This window comes from Streptomyces sp. NPDC001796 (assembly GCF_042892355.1).
GTDB lineage: Bacteria > Actinomycetota > Actinomycetes > Streptomycetales > Streptomycetaceae > Streptomyces.
Map to the genome: position 1 here is coordinate 296,278 of NZ_JBIAUC010000002.1, position 15,541 is coordinate 311,818.

At 70.0% G+C, this 15,541-nt stretch carries 14 protein-coding genes and 1 pseudogene; 5 read left to right on the forward strand and 10 right to left on the reverse strand.

The genetic code is table 11. The annotated features are described in order from the left end of the window. Nucleotides 1–177: 177 nt before the first annotated feature. The 3 genes and pseudogenes from ACFYZE_RS04845 to ACFYZE_RS04855 form a co-directional block, all read right to left on the reverse strand. A complete protein-coding gene (locus tag ACFYZE_RS04845; RefSeq protein WP_388989522.1) occupies nt 178–1,551 on the reverse strand; it encodes a phosphatase PAP2 family protein in 1,374 nt (457 codons plus the stop codon). A gap of 211 nt (nt 1,552–1,762) precedes the next feature. After that, nucleotides 1,763–2,305 carry an MOSC domain-containing protein gene (locus ACFYZE_RS04850; protein WP_388988619.1) on the reverse strand — a complete coding sequence of 181 codons (543 nt, stop codon included), beginning with the start codon at nt 2,303–2,305 and terminating at the stop codon, nt 1,763–1,765. A gap of 76 nt (nt 2,306–2,381) precedes the next feature. Then, nucleotides 2,382–2,486, reverse strand: a pseudogene (locus ACFYZE_RS04855) (DNA-binding response regulator); the annotation flags it as partial. A gap of 137 nt (nt 2,487–2,623) precedes the next feature. On the opposite strand from ACFYZE_RS04855, the gene ACFYZE_RS04860 reads away from it, so the two are divergent. Continuing rightward, nucleotides 2,624–4,039, forward strand: coding sequence for an MFS transporter (locus ACFYZE_RS04860; protein ID WP_388988622.1), 1,416 nt, complete (start codon nt 2,624–2,626; stop codon nt 4,037–4,039). Nucleotides 4,040–4,089: 50 nt separating this feature from the next. Here the strand turns inward: ACFYZE_RS04860 and ACFYZE_RS04865 are convergent, their stop codons facing one another. The 3 genes from ACFYZE_RS04865 to ACFYZE_RS04875 form a co-directional block, all read right to left on the reverse strand. Beyond that, nucleotides 4,090–6,387, reverse strand: a complete 2,298-nt coding sequence (locus tag ACFYZE_RS04865) for a YncE family protein (RefSeq protein WP_388988625.1) — start codon at nt 6,385–6,387, stop codon at nt 4,090–4,092. A gap of 123 nt (nt 6,388–6,510) precedes the next feature. Next, nucleotides 6,511–6,726, reverse strand: a complete 216-nt coding sequence (locus ACFYZE_RS04870; protein WP_388988628.1) for an acyl-CoA carboxylase subunit epsilon — start codon at nt 6,724–6,726, stop codon at nt 6,511–6,513. Further along, the gene (locus ACFYZE_RS04875; RefSeq protein WP_388988631.1) at nt 6,723–8,303 is read right to left on the reverse strand and encodes an acyl-CoA carboxylase subunit beta; all 1,581 of its coding nucleotides are present in this window, start codon (nt 8,301–8,303) and stop codon (nt 6,723–6,725) included. Before ACFYZE_RS04875 ends, ACFYZE_RS04870 begins: the two co-directional genes overlap by 4 nt. Nucleotides 8,304–8,526: 223 nt before the next feature. Between ACFYZE_RS04875 and ACFYZE_RS04880 the strand changes: the two genes are divergently transcribed. Further along, nucleotides 8,527–9,033, forward strand: a complete 507-nt coding sequence (locus tag ACFYZE_RS04880; protein WP_388988634.1) for a flavin reductase family protein — start codon at nt 8,527–8,529, stop codon at nt 9,031–9,033. Nucleotides 9,034–9,069: 36 nt separating this feature from the next. On the opposite strand, the gene ACFYZE_RS04885 is transcribed toward ACFYZE_RS04880, so the two are convergent. Beyond that, nucleotides 9,070–9,990 carry an MBL fold metallo-hydrolase gene (locus ACFYZE_RS04885; protein WP_388988637.1) on the reverse strand — a complete coding sequence of 307 codons (921 nt, stop codon included), beginning with the start codon at nt 9,988–9,990 and terminating at the stop codon, nt 9,070–9,072. 200 nt (nt 9,991–10,190) lie between these two features. On the opposite strand from ACFYZE_RS04885, the gene ACFYZE_RS04890 reads away from it, so the two are divergent. Further along, the gene (locus ACFYZE_RS04890; RefSeq protein WP_388988640.1) at nt 10,191–10,784 is read left to right on the forward strand and encodes a DNA-binding response regulator; all 594 of its coding nucleotides are present in this window, start codon (nt 10,191–10,193) and stop codon (nt 10,782–10,784) included. Here ACFYZE_RS04890 and ACFYZE_RS04895 read toward each other — a convergent pair. Together ACFYZE_RS04895 and ACFYZE_RS04900 are read right to left on the reverse strand one after the other, a co-directional pair. Continuing rightward, nucleotides 10,726–11,901, reverse strand: coding sequence for a sensor histidine kinase (locus ACFYZE_RS04895; RefSeq protein WP_388988642.1), 1,176 nt, complete (start codon nt 11,899–11,901; stop codon nt 10,726–10,728). The two genes, ACFYZE_RS04890 and ACFYZE_RS04895, sit on opposite strands and share 59 nt — an antisense overlap. Nucleotides 11,902–12,134: 233 nt before the next feature. Next, a complete protein-coding gene (locus ACFYZE_RS04900; protein WP_388988645.1) occupies nt 12,135–12,911 on the reverse strand; it encodes a hypothetical protein in 777 nt (258 codons plus the stop codon). A 322-nt stretch (nt 12,912–13,233) separates the two neighbouring features. On the opposite strand from ACFYZE_RS04900, the gene ACFYZE_RS04905 reads away from it, so the two are divergent. Then, nucleotides 13,234–14,016, forward strand: coding sequence for a BTAD domain-containing putative transcriptional regulator (locus tag ACFYZE_RS04905; RefSeq protein ID WP_388988648.1), 783 nt, complete (start codon nt 13,234–13,236; stop codon nt 14,014–14,016). A gap of 85 nt (nt 14,017–14,101) precedes the next feature. On the opposite strand, the gene ACFYZE_RS04910 is transcribed toward ACFYZE_RS04905, so the two are convergent. Beyond that, entirely contained in the window at nt 14,102–14,536 is a 435-nt protein-coding gene (locus ACFYZE_RS04910; RefSeq protein ID WP_388988651.1) for a nuclear transport factor 2 family protein, read from the reverse strand. A 188-nt stretch (nt 14,537–14,724) separates the two neighbouring features. Here ACFYZE_RS04910 and ACFYZE_RS04915 point away from each other — a divergent pair, with 188 nt between their 5' ends. Further along, a complete protein-coding gene (locus ACFYZE_RS04915) occupies nt 14,725–15,510 on the forward strand; it encodes a 3-oxoacyl-ACP reductase (protein ID WP_388988654.1) in 786 nt (261 codons plus the stop codon). Nucleotides 15,511–15,541 lie beyond the last annotated feature (31 nt).

Below are 15,541 nucleotides of genomic sequence, written 5' to 3' on the forward strand. Positions count from 1 at the left end.
GGAACGGCGCCCTCCGCCCGGATGCGGCGGGTGCCCGAGCGGCTGCGCACACAAGAGGGGTGCTCCCGAGTCGGTACCAGCGCTGTTCGGCGCCATACAGGCGAAGGGGCCTCCGCCCGGAAGCGGAGGCCCCTTCCCTCGGTCAGAGGAAGCCGTTCAGGCGAACCCCACCGTGACTCAGGCTGCTTCGGGTTGCGGTTCCGGTTGCCGTCGTGGTGCGGGCTTCGGTTCCCACAGTGCGGTCGCCCGTACGTAGCCGTAGACCACCGAGGTCATCGCCAGAATGAGGAGTGGTCCGAACACCCCCGGATGTCGGGCCATCTCCATCGGCAGACAGCGATATGACACCAAGAGCGCGGCGAAGACCATGGCGCCGTAAGCGACCAGCTGGATCCCTGATCGATCCCAGCCGTGGTCGACCGAGCGCAGAGCTGCCTCGATCGTGAGCGCGAACACCACGCCGGCGACGAGATCCGCACCGTAGTGGAAGCCGAATCCCAGCGTCGCAGCGAGCGTGGCAATCAGCCAGAACGTGCCTGCGAATCGCAGGACCCGTGGTCCCTTCCGAGAGTGGACGAAGATGGCGGTGGCCCACGCCGTGTGCAGGCTGGGCATGCAGTTGCGTGGGGTGATCCGGTCGAACGGCATCTGGTGCGGGGTACTGATCGGCGGCGGCGTGTTGGGCCACACGTCGGCCACCGCCCAGTGCACGGTGGGCGGCGTCGCCGGCCACAGGTCGGCCGACGCCCAATGATCGTTGCCGGTGCCGTAGGCGTAGAGCGGTCCGACCACCGGGAAGATCATGTAGATGGCCGGCCCGAGGAGGCCGATCACCAGAAAAGTGCGCACCAGATGATGGCCCGGGAAGCGGCGTTCGACCGCCACATGACGCAGCTGGTACAGCGCGACGACGACCGCGGCAACCGCCAGTTGCGCGTAGACGTAATTGAGAGCATGGGCGCCGATCGAGCCGGTGGCCGTGACCATCCGGCCCACCAGCCACGACGGATTGCCCAGCGCGTGATCGGCGGTGGCCACGTACTGGTCGAACACCGCCGGGCGGGACCTCGACGTGATCAGCAGCCAGGTGTCACCGGTCTTGCGGCCCGCCACCAGCAGCAGGCCCAGGCCGACGCCCTTCAGCATCAGGACGCGTTCCGGGCCGGTGCGGCGCGTGACGGCGATGAGCGCGCCGCCCAATATCACCCACAAAGCGCCGTTGCCGAAGGGGTGTCCGCCGGTCATCCTGGCGCCGACCGCCCACCGCACCAGCAAGAAGGCGACGTCGATGCCGATCGCGGCACCGGCCGCGATGAACCGTTGCCGCCGGGTGAGCACCACCATCATCAACGCCATACTGGCGTACAACAGGAAGCCTGATTTGGGCGGGAATATCAGCTCTCGCCCCTGGCTGGCGATCGGCCCCGGCAGGCCGTAGCGACGGGCGACGATCTCCAGCGTGATGAGGAGTCCGAGGGCCACCACACCCGCTGTGGCCCACAGTATCGCCCGTGGTCGACGCCACGCGGAGAACGCAGTTCTGCCGTCTATTCGCGAAAGCGGTCGCGATGCTATAGGTCTCAATCAGTTGGCCGTTTGTCAGATGTCAGTGGAATCGGATTGTTCATCGTGCTGGACAGCATGGTTTTCCGCCGACGGAGGGCGGTGGGCATTCACGAAGTTCGAACATCTTATCGGAGCGGTGCGGGCCGGCCGCGGGTAGTTCCAGGGCCGAGGGAAAGCCCAGTCGTCTGCAGGCCGGTCAGACCCGTTCCAGGGGCCGGTGCGGGCCGTCGGGAAGTTCCGCTTCGATCGGGTCACCGGGGCGCACCACGCCACCCTCCCTCACGATGCTCATGATTCCGGCCCTGCGCACGATGTTCCCCGCCTCGTCGCGGCCGACGACCTGCTTCAGCAGCCCGTCCTGGAAGTTGTCGATCTGCAGACAGGGATTGCGGAGGCCGGTGACCTCCAGCACCGCGGAGTCACCGATGCGCAGCAGTGTGCCGACCGGAAGACCGAGCAGATCGATGCCGCGGGTGGTGATGTTCTCGCCGAGTTCGCCGGGCCCCAACTCGAACCCCTCTTCGCCGACCTCGGCGAAGAGCTCCTCGTGCATGAGGTGGACCTGGCGCAGATTCGGCTGGGTGGGGTCCTGCGCCACGCGCGAGCGGTGCTTGACCGTCACACCGGCGTGTACGTCCCCCTCCACACCGAGCCCGGCGAGCAGTGTGACGCTGTCCCGGTTCGGCTTGGTGAACGAGTACTCGCCGTTACTGCTGACCGCCGTCACTCTTCCGCTCATACCTCGGAACCCCCCTCTTCAGCAGCAATGATCAGAAAGAGCCTAACCCTCGGCCCGCCGCACGCGAGAGCGCGAGTCAGGACACGGGCGGGCCGGCCTGTACGAGGCCCGACTGGTAGGCGATGACGACGAGTTGGGCGCGGTCGCGGGCGCCCAGTTTCGTCATGGCGCGGTGAATGTGCGCTTCCCGTGCCCGCAGCCGGCGTGCGAGCAGGCCGAGCAGCACGGCGTTGACCAGCCCGGCTACCGCAATGTGGCCTATAAGTCCCTTACTGTGACTTTTGCTTGGTGCTCCGTGGACGGGATGGAGTTGGGGCCGTGGCGTTCGCGGAGTCGGCCGGTGGCGGTGAGTCCGTGCCCCCCGAGTCGGCCCCGAAGTCCCAACGACGGTCCTGGGCACCGCTGCCGGCGGTGTGCGCCGGGTATTTCATGGTGATCCTGGACGTGACGGTCATCAACGTCGCCGTGCCCGTGATCGGCCGGGAGCTGTCCGCCTCGCTCACCGGCATCCAGTGGATCACCGATGGGTACACCCTGGTCTTCGCCGGGTTCCTGCTGACCGGTGGCGCCCTGGGCGACCGGCTCGGCAACCGCCGGGTCTTCTGCTGGGGCGTGGCGGTGTTCACCGTGTCCTCGGCCGCGTGCGCGCTCGCGCCGAGCGCCCCCTTCCTGGTTGCGGCCCGGCTGGCGGAGGGGCTCGGCGCGGCGCTGATCGTGCCCGGTTCCCTGGCCCTGCTCCAGCAGGCCTACCCGGCGCCGGCCGCACGCTCGCGGGCCTTCGGGCTGTGGGGTTCGATGGCGGGCGTCGCGGCCTCTGCCGGGCCGCTGCTGGGCGGACTGCTCGTCTCCACGGTGGGTTGGCGCTGGGTGTTCCTCATCAACCTGCCCGTCGGTGTGGCCTGCCTGGCGCTGACACTGCGGTTCGTGACGCGCTCCCCCCGGCGCGCCGCCCGGGCCCTGGACTGGCCGGCGCAGTGCGCGGTCGTGGCGGCGGTGGCGCTGCTGACCGCGGCGCTCAACGAGGCGGGACGGCGGGGCTGGTCCGATCCGGCTGTTCTCGCCGGGATGGGACTGACCGTGCCGGCCGCCGCGGCGTTCGCGGTACGGGAGCGGCTGGCCCGGTCTCCCGCCCTCCCGCCGAGCCTGCTGCGCTCTCGTGCGATGAGCGGCGGAGCCGTCGTCGGCCTGCTGTTCAACTTCGGCTTCTACGGCATGGTGTTCACCGCCAGCCTGGAGTTCCAGCACCGGCGCGGCTTCAGCGCGCTCGGCACCGGGCTGGCGCTGTTCCCGGCGGTGGCGATGACCATGTTCGCCTCCGTCCTGTCCGGGCGGCTGACCCGCCGCACCGGCGATCGTCCGCTGGTGATCTCCGGCATGCTCCTCGCCGCCCTGGGGCTGGCCGGCTGGGCCGCGGCGGGAGACGACCCCGCCTACCCGCTGCTGGTGGCCCCGATGATGGCCGCGGGGTTCGGTACCTCCTTCGCCCTCACCGGCTCCACCGCCACCGTGATGGGTGCCGCACCCCCGGCGTACGCGGGGGCCGCCTCGGCCCTGTTCAACACCACCCGCCAGATCGGCAGCGCCACCGGCGTGGCGCTCGGCGGCAGCCTGCTCGCCACGGCCACCGACTACGGCACCGGGCTGCGCATCAGCATGGCCGTCGGCGCGCTCGCCTACCTGACCGCCGCAGGCCTCGCGTGGCTGTGCGTGCCGGTGAGGTCCGAGGGGACGTAGGGCGTTCGGGACACTCGGACGGGCCGGGCGGCCCCCGGGCGCTTCGGATCTCAGCCGGCGCGGACCGTGAGGTACGTCCACTGGCTCCACACGCTGCCGGTCTGTGCGCCCTTGGCGGGCGGCGTGTAGTGGCCGCGGATGCGGTAGTGGTCGTTGCTCGTGAAGAGCTTCAGAGCGCGGCCGTAGCCGTACCAGCCGTCGGAGTACAAGGGCACACAGCTCTGCGAGGTGACCTGGTGCCAGGCCCCCGAGTAGTAGTGCTCGAGGTACACCGACATGCAGCCGCCGGACTGACGGGGGGTGACCTGGAGGTTGAAGCCCATGTTGACTTCGGACTTGTGGAAGACCTGGTAGGTGGTGGATCCGATGCGGGTGGTCCCGGTGGGCCACTGCATCTGCGTGCGGACCGTGGGTGTGACGGTCGTACCGGTCGTCACCGTGCGCGGCGCATAGCGGTAGTCGCCCGCGAAGACCGCGCTGAAGACGGTGTTGCGGCTGATCCTGTAGTACGCCACGAGGTTCCCCTGCGCGTCGACCTTGCCGCTCTTCAGCTGCGTCCGCGACGCCCCCGCGGGCTGGGCGTACAGCGTCACGACACGGGAGTTGTACGTCGTCCCCAGGTGCGCGGTGACCTTGACGGTCGCGCCGGAGTGGTACGACTTCGCGTCGGTCGCCACGCTCAGGCCCGGAGTGGCTCGGGACACCTGCACCTGCGCCGACGCCGCGACCGGGAGGTAGGACGTGCCACCGTCGTAGGTGAAGGCGTAGGTGTTCGCGCCGCCGACCTGCGGGGTGTCGTGGAAGGCGAAGCCGCCGTCGGCGGCGACGGGCACGGTGCCCACCGCGTAGCCGGAGGGGTGCGCCTGGTCGGTCTTGACGACGTGGACCGCGCCGGTCGTCACATGCGCGTGCGGCCAGGCGAGTCGGCCGGTGATGGTCATCGCCGCGGCACGGTTCGCGGCGGAGGGAGCGGTCAGCGCCATGGTGGGCGCGTACTTCGCCACCGGGATGTCGAAGGTCTGGCTCGCCGGGGCGTAGTGGCCGGCTCCTGAGTAGTCGACGCGGAAGCTGAGCGATCCGGTGGCGGGAGCGGTGCCGGCGACGTAGTAGGAGCCGAAGAAGTCGAACGGTATGCGTGCCGGGGTGGTTGTCGGGTCCGTGATGAGCAGGCCGTCCGGATCGGCGTCGTCGTGGCGGGTGATCCGTACGGTGCCCGGAATCATGGATTCCCCGGCACTGAGGTTGAGGGGCGAACCGAAGCCCGTCCGGAACGTGTAGGCCTCGCCGGGGGCGAGCGGGGTGGTGGTCGAGGTTCCGTAGAGACGGACCCACGCGGTTTCCGGGGTACGGGTGATGTGCAGCGTCGGTGATCCCCCGGACGCGTCCACGGCCACGCCGTAGACCCGGCTGTCGTCCGGTGCCCAGGCGAGGCCGTGTGCGGCCAGGCGCAGCGGATAGTCGTAGCCGTACTGGGTGTAGTCGCCGTCGCCCGTTTCCGGAAACGTGTGCAGCGAGCGGTCGCCGCCGGCCATGGTCCCGTCCGGGGCCACGGCGACCGTCGCGTACGTCGCGTCGGCGAACCGCCCGTCCACTGCGAGATCCGAGGTGCGGAACCGTTGGGTGCTCGCGTTCAGGTCCTGCTCGGACGAGACCGCCAGATGTTGCCCGCCCGCCGTGACCGCGAAGTCGCTCAGGTCGCGGAAGGGCAGCGCCTTCGCGGCCTGCCGGGTCAGCGCACCGCCCTCGGCCCGGTACGTGACGACGGCGGAGGTGTCGCCCGTCTGCGCGGCGGCCGCGAGGACGCCGGAGGGCGTCGGGGTCGTCGTCAGCATCGGCGCTGCCGGCCAACTGCCGGAATCCTGCCGCAACGTGACGGTACCGGCCCCGTCGACGGATCCGATGCCGCCCGCGCCCGCCGTGCCGTATCCGAACCAGAGGGTGCCCCCGGCGACGGCCAGCGAGTCCGGACGGGTGCCCGCGCCCGTGGCGTACCGAGCGGACTCGGTCAGGCTCTCCGTGCTGATCGCCGCGATCGCGTCCTGGTCCGGCAGAGCCGCGTACAGTGCGGATCCGTCGTCGGAGAGGGCGAGACCGGTGGCGCCCGGCTCACCACTGATCGTCGTCGGGTTCCCGCCGTCGAGGTCGGTGACGAGAACGCCGTCGGTACCGGAGCCGCCGCTGATGAACAGGTGTCCGTGCGGGGCGTCCACCACCATGTGCGCGAAGTGCGCGATCGGCAGCGGTACGTCCGACGCCGCGTACGAGCCGACCGCGCCGGGACCGATGACGGTCGTCAGGCCCAGGAGCAGCGCTGCGGCGGTCGGCGGCGAGAATCGCGCCATCTTCATGAAAGGCCCCCACCTAACCTTCACGATCAAGGGGCGCAACCTAGCACGGGAAGATCAGGTGCCGACAGCGTGGGAGTAGGGAACGGGGCGAGATCACCGAGACCCGATCGTGCCCGGATCGGGTCAGGGCAACATCGGGCGCCATGACGGGGCTTGTGCGCCGGCCCATGCGCCGGCCGGCGTCTGCGGTCGGCTCCACGGGGCCCGGGACGGCCTTCCGGCGCCGGGTTGGGCGGTCTCCCGGCGGGCCAAGCCGTAGAGCACCGATGCCAGCGCGGCCAGTTCGGGTTCCCGCGGTGTGCCCCGGACCACCCGGAACAGCGGTTCTTCGCCGGTCACTGCGGCTGGTTCCCGTGCTTGCGGCTGGGCAGCGGGACGTGCTTGGCCCGCAGCATGGCGAGCGCTCCGATGAGCCGGTGCCGTGTCTCGGCCGGGTCGATGACATCGTCGACGAGGCCGCGCTCGGCGGCGTAGTAGGGATGCATGAGCTCGCTGCGGTACTCCTTCACCTTCTGTGCGCGCACCGCCTCGGGATCCTCCGCTGCCGCGATCTCGCGGCGGAAGATGACATTGGCCGCTCCCTCCGCGCCCATCACCGCGATCTCGTTGGTGGGCCAGGCGAAGGACACGTCGGCGCCGATGGAGCGGGAGTCCATCACGATGTACGCGCCGCCGTAGGCCTTGCGCAGGATCACCTGGACCCGCGGCACGGTGGCGTTGCAGTACGCGTACAGCAGCTTGGCGCCGTGCCGGATGATCCCGCCGTGCTCCTGGTCGACGCCGGGCAGGAATCCCGGCACGTCGACGAGCGTGATCAGCGGGATGTTGAACGCGTCGCACAGGGCGACGAAACGGGCGGCCTTCTCGCTGGCGTGGATGTCCAGCACGCCGGCGAGCGACGCCGGCTGGTTGGCGACGATCCCCACCACGTGCCCGTCCATCCGGGCCAGGGCGCAGATGACGTTGGTCGCCCACAGCGGCTGGATCTCGAAGTAGTCGCCGTCGTCGACGATTTCCTCGATGACGGCGCGCATGTCGTAGGACCGGTTGGGGTCCACGGGCACCAGGTCGGCCAGTTTCGCGGTGCGCCGGTCGGGCGGGTCGGCCGAGGGAGTGTGCGGTGGGAGTTCGCGGTTGTTGGACGGCAGCAGGGACAGCAGGCAGCGCAGATCCGCGAGGCACTCCTCCTCGTCGTCGTAGGCGAGGCTCGCCACCCCGGACACCCCGGCGTGCGCGTCGGCGCCGCCCAGCTCGTCGTGGCTGATCACCTCGCCCGTCACCGCCTGCACCACGTCGGGCCCGGTGATGAACATCTGGGCGGTGCCGCGCACCATGAGCACGAAGTCGGTCAGGGCCGGGGAGTAGGCGGCACCCCCCGCGCAGGGGCCGAGGATCACGCTGATCTGCGGGATGACACCGGAGTTGCGGACGTTGCGCTGGAAGATCCCCCCGTATCCGGCGAGCGCCGTGACGCCCTCCTGGATGCGGGCGCCCGCCCCGTCGCACAGGCCCACGATGGGGGCGCCGGCCGCCTCGGCCAGATCCATCACCTTGTGGATCTTGGCGGCGTGCGCCTCGCCGAGTGCGCCACCGTAGATGCGGAAGTCGTGCGCGTAGACGAACACGGTGCGGCCGTCCACGGTGCCCCAGCCGGTGACCACCCCGTCCGTGTAGGGCCTCTTCGCCTCCATGCCGAATCCGGAGGCCCGGTGCCGGCGCAGGCTCTCGATCTCCTGGAACGACCCTTCGTCGAAGAGCAGCTCGATGCGTTCCCGGACGGTCAGTTTGCCCTTGGCCTTCTGTGCCTCGGTCGCCCGCGGCCCGGGCCCGCCGCGCGCTTGGTCCTGGATCTCGGCGAGTTCGGTGACGCGGAACCGCATCGAGTCCGCGGGCTGCCCGTCATCAACGATGGTCATGCCTGCCCTTCCGATGAGATACGCGCCGCTCGGGCGAGCCCGACGCGGTGACGCTGCCGTGGCGGCGAGCGTCCGTCGCGTCCCTACAGCCCCGCTCGAAGCCGGCTGGACCGCCGCGCGGCCGGTTTCCGCCTCCATCCCGGATCCAGTGGTGCTCCAGAGCGGTCGCGGAGGGTGACCTGCGGACGCGATGAACTCGGACCCAGGACGGCGGCGGTGTGCCATGTCGGTGGCTAGAGACGAATTCCGGGCCTTCTTCGGATCGTTCCCCACGGCGGTGTCGATCGTGACGACGGTCGACACGGACGGTGCTCCTCGAGGGTTCACCTGCAGCGCCGTCACGTCCGTCTCGATGGATCCCCCTCTGCTGCTGGTCTGCCTGGACCGGTCCGCGCGCTCACTCGCCCCGCTGCTGTCGGCGGGGACCTTCGTGGTCAACGTGCTCGCGGACGGCGCCCAGGACACGGCGCGGGCCTTCGCGAGCAGGTCGGAACGGAAGTTCACCGGCGTGCGCTGGCAGCCCTCCGCGGTCGCCGGGGGCGCCCCCGTCCTGTCGGACCTGGTGGTCGGCTACGCCGAGTGCACGGTGACACGGTCCCTGCAGGCCGGCGACCACTGGATCGTCATCGGCAGGGTGGAAGGGGTCGCGGTCTTCCCCCGGGCGCCGGTCCTGCACCAGCGCGGAGTGTTCGGGGTCTGGCCCGGCGAACTCGCCGCGTCCAGGGGGTGATCCGCCAGGGGCCGCGCGGGCGCGGCCCCTGGCGTCTCAGGCGTGGCAGACGGGCAGGCCCCCATGGTGTTCGATCATCTTGCCGAAGAGCTTCCCGATGTCCAGCGGGTCACCGGGGGCCGCACCCCGCTCCTCCGCGTAAGCCCGGTACAGGTTCGGAACCAGCCGCTCGGCGTCCAGCAGCCCGGCGTACTCGCCGAGATCGGCCTCACGCGCCACGTCGAGAGGGTCGAGGCCGGCCGCCACTCCTTCCTTGGCCAGTTGCTGGAGCCGGCGCAGATATCCCTCGGTCACGTCGAGCGCCTCCGGCCCGGCGACCGGGCCGTGTCCGGTGACGAGGACGCGTGCGCCGAAGGCGCGCAACCGGTCGACGGCGGCCAGGGAACCGGACACCGAACCCATCGGGCAGAACGGGGTCACCCCGGCCATGACCAGGTCGCCGGTGAACAGCACACCCCGTTCCGGCAGCCAGACCACCGTGTCATCGGTGGTGTGCGCCGGACCGACATGCACCAACTCGGCTCGCAGGGAGCCCACATGGAGGGTCATCCGGTCCTCGTAGGTCACCGTCGGCAGCACGAGCCGCAGGTCCCCCCAGTCGACATTCGGCCACAGCGACGTCAGGTGCAGCCCGGCTGCGGCCATCTCGGTGCGTGTCCGGTGCTGGGCCACGACCACGGCCTCGGGAAAGACGAAGTTCCCGAAGGCGTGGTCACCGTGGAAGTGGGTGTTGACGACGAGCCGGGGCGGGGCGGGGGCGACGGCCGACACGGCCGTCCGCAGTCGCCGGGCGCGTTCCTCGGTCGCGGCGGTGTCGATCAGCGCGGCCTCGCCGTCGGCGACGACCACGCCGGCGTTGTTGAGGCACCATCCGCCGTCCGGCTGGACATAGGCGAACACGCCGTCGGCCACCTCCTCCAAAGTGGCTGCCGAGGGGTCGTACTGTCGAGCGCTCATGAGTGTCTCCCGTGGACGTCCGAGTGCCTGCCTGCCCGGACTGTCGCGGGTGTTCCTGGAGGGCTGGTCGAGCCCGTCCGCCGGACGGCCGCGGCATGTGGCCGAATTCAGCAAATCCCAGGAAAAGCAGTCATTTTCACAAGCCGCGGCGGGCTAGTATCGACTTTGTCAATCAACCGGGGGAACTTGTGATACGGGTCATGCTGGCCGAGGACATGCACATGGTGCGTGGGGCCTTGGTGGCGCTCCTGAAACTGGAGCCGGATTTCGAAGTGATCGCGGAAGTCGAGTCCGGAGACGCCATCCTGCCGGTCGCCCTGGAGAGACGGCCCGACGTCATCATCGTCGACCTCGACCTGCCCGGACTCGACGGGCTCACCGCGGCCACCCAGCTGAGGAACCGGATACCGGAGTGCGGCGTGCTGATCCTCACCAGTCTGGACCGCCCCGGCACCCTGCGGCGGGCACTGGCTGCGGGGGCCCTGGGATATCTGCGCAAGGACGCCCCGTCCCAGGAACTGGCGGAGGCGGTGCGCAAGGTCGCGGCGCACGAACTGGCGGTGGACCGGCAGCTGATGCATGCCGCGTGGAGCCAGGAGGACAACCCGCTCACCAGCCGGGAGACGGAGGTACTGCGCTGGGCGGCGTCCGGTGCGGAAACCACCGAGATCGCCGCCCAGGTCCATCTGTCGGTGGGTACCGTGCGCAACTACCTCACGTCGGCCGTGGCCAAGCTCAACGCGCGAAATCGGCTTGACGCAGTACGGATTGCCTCGGAGGCGGGCTGGTTGTGACCGTCCGCTGAGGGGCGACGAGCGGGCAGCCGGCGATGACGTGGAACCAGCCGTGCTCGTCGACCTCGGCGGTGAGCGCACCCCCCAACCGGGCCATCCGCTCGGCGAGGTTGTCCAGACCCCGGCCCCCGACGACCATCCTCGGACCGCTGTCCCGCACGCCGTCGTTGGACAGCGTCAGCCGCACATGGTCGCCCTCCTCCCGGAGCCTAATGCGGCACCGGCTCGGCTCGGCGTGCCGCAGCAGATTGGTGACCCCCTCGCGGAGCACCGTGGCGAGCGCGGTCTCCGTCTGGCAGCCCCAACGGCCCTCCTCCGCCTCGATGTCGGCCTCGACGCCGGCGGCGGCCAGCACCCTTCGTACGGCGGCGACCTCGTCGCAGAGGGAGAGCTCTCGGTAGGAGTAGGCCACCGTCCGCACGTCCGACAGGGCCTGGCGCGAGATGTCGAGCACCTCGCCGAGTTCCTTGCGGGCCTGCTCGTTGTCCTCGACCATCCGATGGACCAGCTCGCTCTTGAGCGTGATGGAGGCGAGGCTGTATCCGAGCAGATCGTGCAGGTCGCGGGAGAAGCGCAGACGCTCCCGGGTGACGGCGAGGTGCGCGCTCTCGCCCTGGTTGCGATGCGCCTCGCTCAGCAGTTCAGCCAGACAGAGCAGGCCGTAGATCATCAGCCCGGTCATGGCTGTGCCCACGGTCAGGCAGGAGATGTCGAGCATCGGAAATCCCTTCGCCATGGCCAGGGCGCCCGCGACCACCGGATAGAGGGCGAAGAGAATCCACGAGAGGGGGGCGTCGACGATGAGCAGGGTGCTCCCGGCCACGAACCCGCCCATGCCACCCCAGGCCGCGCCGAAGAGCACGACGGGGGCGAAGGTGAAGAACGCCTGGAGTGAGAGCGTCCACCTGCCGTACCGGGCGCGGTGACGCCGGGTCGGCTCCGCGCAGTGCACCAGTTGCAGCAGAAGGACCGCGGCGAAGGAGACCAGGCACACCACGACGCTCACAGGCGAGGGGTGGGTCGCCAGGAGCCGGAGCATGCCGGTCACGCCGAACCCGCACTGGGCGAGGGCGACGACGATCACCGGAAACCACGGCGACAGATAGCGATTTCTCACCCCGTTTATTTCAAAAGCTGCTTCAGAAAGCGCGTTCCCCCGTGCAATACCGCCCATGACTCTCCTCGACAGATCATGCGGACATTGCGTTCGAAGAGAAGCATACGGAGGCCGGGCACCCCGACGAGTGAACTGTGACGCATCCCCCGTCGGGACATTCCGGATCGCGACCGAAATGGCAGGTCCCGACTGAAACGGACGTTGCACGTCCGCTTTCCGGATCGTTAAGGAAATCAATCCGGCCACTGCGGCAAGAATTGATCGAACATTGCCGGGTCGTACAACGATGAAATACCGCACCCCTCCCCGGGGAGCGCGGTGACCATGCCCGCCCCTGCCACATGGGCGATGATCGCCTGCACCAGCAGCGGTGCCATCGCCTCGGCCGCGGCCTGCGCCGGCGTGACGTACCCCTGCAGCATCCTCGTCGTGAACAGTGCCTCCGGCCGGTGCAGCAGCACCCGGTGACACGCCTGAGGGGAGAACAGCTCCCCGGTGACGCCCCGAACGGTCAGCGTGCAGCAGCAGGACAGCCTCACCCACTGGTGCGGCGACGGCAGGACCGGACGGAACCGGGCCTGCCGGCACACCGGTACCACCGAGAGCACCGGCCCGAGACGGTCGTCCAGCCCGATCGAGCGCACCACCATGTGCTGCAGACGCCACAGCACGTCGGAGAGCACGGCGGGAAGAGCCGAGAACAGATCCGTGCCGGGCGGGCCCTCGAAGGCGCCCCGCGGCGCGTCCACCGCGTTCTCCAGGGAGACCGGTCCCAGCACCATCCGGTCGAGCGTCCTGCGCACCATCGGGTGGGGCGACGGCAGCCGGACCCGGCCGACGGCACTGCGCACGACGAGCACGCGACCGCCCTCCTCGTCCTCCAGCACGGCGTCGTCGCGCAGGGACCACAGGGACCGGGGCTCGTACCCGGGCCGCGCCGTGAGGCCGGTGGCCTCCGGTGGGCCGCCCCGCGGTCCCGCGGAGACGAGCGGGCGGCGTCTTCCGTCCACGGATGAGATTCCTTCACTTGTCTGTCACGCACTGATCGTCTCGGAACACTTCGGCGCCCCTTTGACGGATCGCTCATTGTGCCGTGAGACGGCCGTAACAAAACAGTGCCGTCGTCCCGGCGGCCGTTAAAAGCTCATACACGCCTTCCGGTTGCATGAGTTCGTCACGAGATCTCTGTGAGGGGGGCACTACTGCCTGGCGGGCACCTCGTGGAAGGCTCGAGAAGCACTCGTCGACCAGGGCGCCGCCCATGACCAGGGCTTCGCCCGAAGAGAGGCTCCCACCATGGAAATCGAGATACTCGGACCGGTTGAGATTCGCATGAACGGAGTGTCGATCGTTCCGAGCGCGGGAAAGCCGCGGCAGGTCCTGGCGCTCCTCGCCATCAGAGCGGGTCAGATCGTGCCGGTCACGACCCTGATGGAGGAGGTGTGGGGCGACGACCTGCCGCGCAGTGCGGTCACCACGCTGCAGACGTACATCCTGCAGCTGAGGCGGAAGATCGTCTCCACCCTGCCGGCGGAAGCGGGCGCGAGCGCCAAGGACATTCTGAGCACCCGGTTCGGCGGCTACAGCATCGGCGTGCGGCCGGACGTCTGCGACCTGCGGGAGTTCGAGCAGCTCGCCGCCCGGGGCATGACGGCCCTGGAGGCCGGTGACGCCCGAAGCGCCTCGTCGCTTCTCGGGCAGGCGCTGTCCCTGTGGCGGGGGAACGCGCTCATGGACGTGCCGATGGGCCGGGTGCTGGAGATGGAGACGCTCGGCATCCAGGAGGCGCGCATGCGGGTCCTGGAGCAGCGGATCAAGGCCGATCTGCAGTTGGGCCGGCACGCCGAGCTTCTCGCCGAGCTGCGGGTGCTGACCACCCAGCACCCGCTGCACGAGACCTTCGCCGGCAACCTGATGCTGGCCTTCTACCGGTCCGGCGCGGTCTGGCGGGCGCTGGAGGTCTTCCAGCAGCTGCGCAGGACGCTGGACGACGAGCTGGGCATCGTGCCCTCCCCGCGGCTGCAGCAGCTGCACCAGGCGATCCTGGTCGGGGACCCTGCTCTGGACGCCCCGCAGTACACCGCCGACGCTGCCCTGCCCCTCGTCGCGGCCTGAGGGTCCCGACCGCCCCGCCGGGTCCCCGCCGGCTCGTCCAGGCCCTGGTGGCCGCCGGTCCCGGGGGCGGCCACCAGGGCGGAGTTCAGCCCATGTGGTCGTAGTCGACGACGCGGGAGCGCATCAGAACCCGGTCGTCGGACACCTCCAGCACGTCGCGCACGATGCAGCTGGGCCAGATCTCCGGCTCCGGCTTGCCGCCGGGGCGGGTGCGCACCACCAGGCAGTACACCGTGGAGCGAAGGGTGCCGTCGGGCTGGGGGTCGAGCACGATCTGGTTGAACCAGTGCCGCCGCTGGACCGGTTCGTCCCGGTACCGCTCGTGGAAGCGCACGAGTTCGGCGACGATGCCCCGGCGCGTGCGGGCGGGTTCGGTGCCGGGAGTGTGCTGGAAGGTGCCGTCCTCCGTGAACGTGGCGGCGTACTCCTCGAACCTGCCCTCGTCCAGCGCCTGCATCTGGCGGGCGTAGAACTGCTGGATCCGCGCGTACTCATGGGGCGGCACGGGCGTCTTGGTCATAACTTCCTCCGGTGCCGGATCAGCGAGGTTCCCACCGTCCACCAGCCACCTCGAAGGTCGCTCGAGCGCCGCCGACACCGCCCGGGTCACGGGCTCGGGCCGCGGTGCCGTCGAGAACTCTTCGACCACCGCTCAAGGCCCTGGGCGCAGGCTCGGACCGTCGGACTGAACGCGGGTCAGGAGGAAACATGGCGGAGGCAGTCAAACCGGTCGCGCTGGTCACCGGGGCCACCAGCGGTATCGGACTGGAGATCACCAAGCGGCTGGCCGGGCTCGGCGCACGCGTCTACCTCTGCGCCCGGCGGGAGCAGCAGCTGGCCGCCACGGTCAAGGAGCTGCAGGACCAGGGACTGGACGTCGACGGCACCACGTGCGACGTGGCGCAGCCCGAGCAGATCCGGGCCCTGGTCAGGGCGGCGGTGGAACGCTTCGGGCCGATCGACATCCTGGTCAACAACGCCGGCCGCAGCGGTGGCGGGGCCACCGCGGAGATCCCGGACGAGCTGTGGCTGGACGTGATCAACACCAATCTCAACAGCGTCTTCCTGGTCACCAAGGAGGTCCTCACCACGGGCGGCATGCTCGACAAGGACCGCGGCCGGATCATCAACATCGCCTCGACGGGCGGGAAGCAGGGCGTCGTGCACGCCGCCCCGTACTCCGCCTCCAAGCACGGCGTGGTGGGCTTCTCCAAGGCGCTCGGGCTGGAACTGGCCCGGACCGGCATCACCGTGAACGCGGTGTGCCCGGGCTTCGTCGAGACGCCGATGGCGGAGCGGGTGCGCGAGCACTACGGCGACATCTGGGGAGTCACCGAGCAGGAGGCCCACGACCGGATCACCACGCGTGTGCCGCTGGGCCGTTACGTGGAGACGCGCGAGGTCGCCGCGATGGTCGAGTACCTGGTCAGCGACGACGCCGCCGCGGTGACGGCGCAGGCGCTCAACGTCTGCGGCGGCCTCGGCAACTACTGAGCCGGACACAGCCGTCGGCGAGCGCGGGGGC

Excerpts from the sequence above, each read along its gene's own strand:
- ACFYZE_RS04910 (WP_388988651.1), bottom strand. The coding sequence starts at position 14,536 with ATGACCAAGACGCCCGTGCCGCCCCATGAGTACGCGCGGATCCAGCAG.
- ACFYZE_RS04850 (WP_388988619.1), bottom strand. The coding sequence starts at position 2,305 with ATGAGCGGAAGAGTGACGGCGGTCAGCAGTAACGGCGAGTACTCGTTC.
- ACFYZE_RS04865 (WP_388988625.1), bottom strand. The coding sequence starts at position 6,387 with ATGAAGATGGCGCGATTCTCGCCGCCGACCGCCGCAGCGCTGCTCCTG.
- ACFYZE_RS04905 (WP_388988648.1), top strand. The coding sequence starts at position 13,234 with ATGAACGGAGTGTCGATCGTTCCGAGCGCGGGAAAGCCGCGGCAGGTC.
- ACFYZE_RS04890 (WP_388988640.1), top strand. The coding sequence starts at position 10,191 with ATGCTGGCCGAGGACATGCACATGGTGCGTGGGGCCTTGGTGGCGCTC.
- ACFYZE_RS04875 (WP_388988631.1), bottom strand. The coding sequence starts at position 8,303 with ATGACCATCGTTGATGACGGGCAGCCCGCGGACTCGATGCGGTTCCGC.
- ACFYZE_RS04885 (WP_388988637.1), bottom strand. The coding sequence starts at position 9,990 with ATGAGCGCTCGACAGTACGACCCCTCGGCAGCCACTTTGGAGGAGGTG.
- ACFYZE_RS04880 (WP_388988634.1), top strand. The coding sequence starts at position 8,527 with ATGTCGGTGGCTAGAGACGAATTCCGGGCCTTCTTCGGATCGTTCCCC.
- ACFYZE_RS04915 (WP_388988654.1), top strand. The coding sequence starts at position 14,725 with ATGGCGGAGGCAGTCAAACCGGTCGCGCTGGTCACCGGGGCCACCAGC.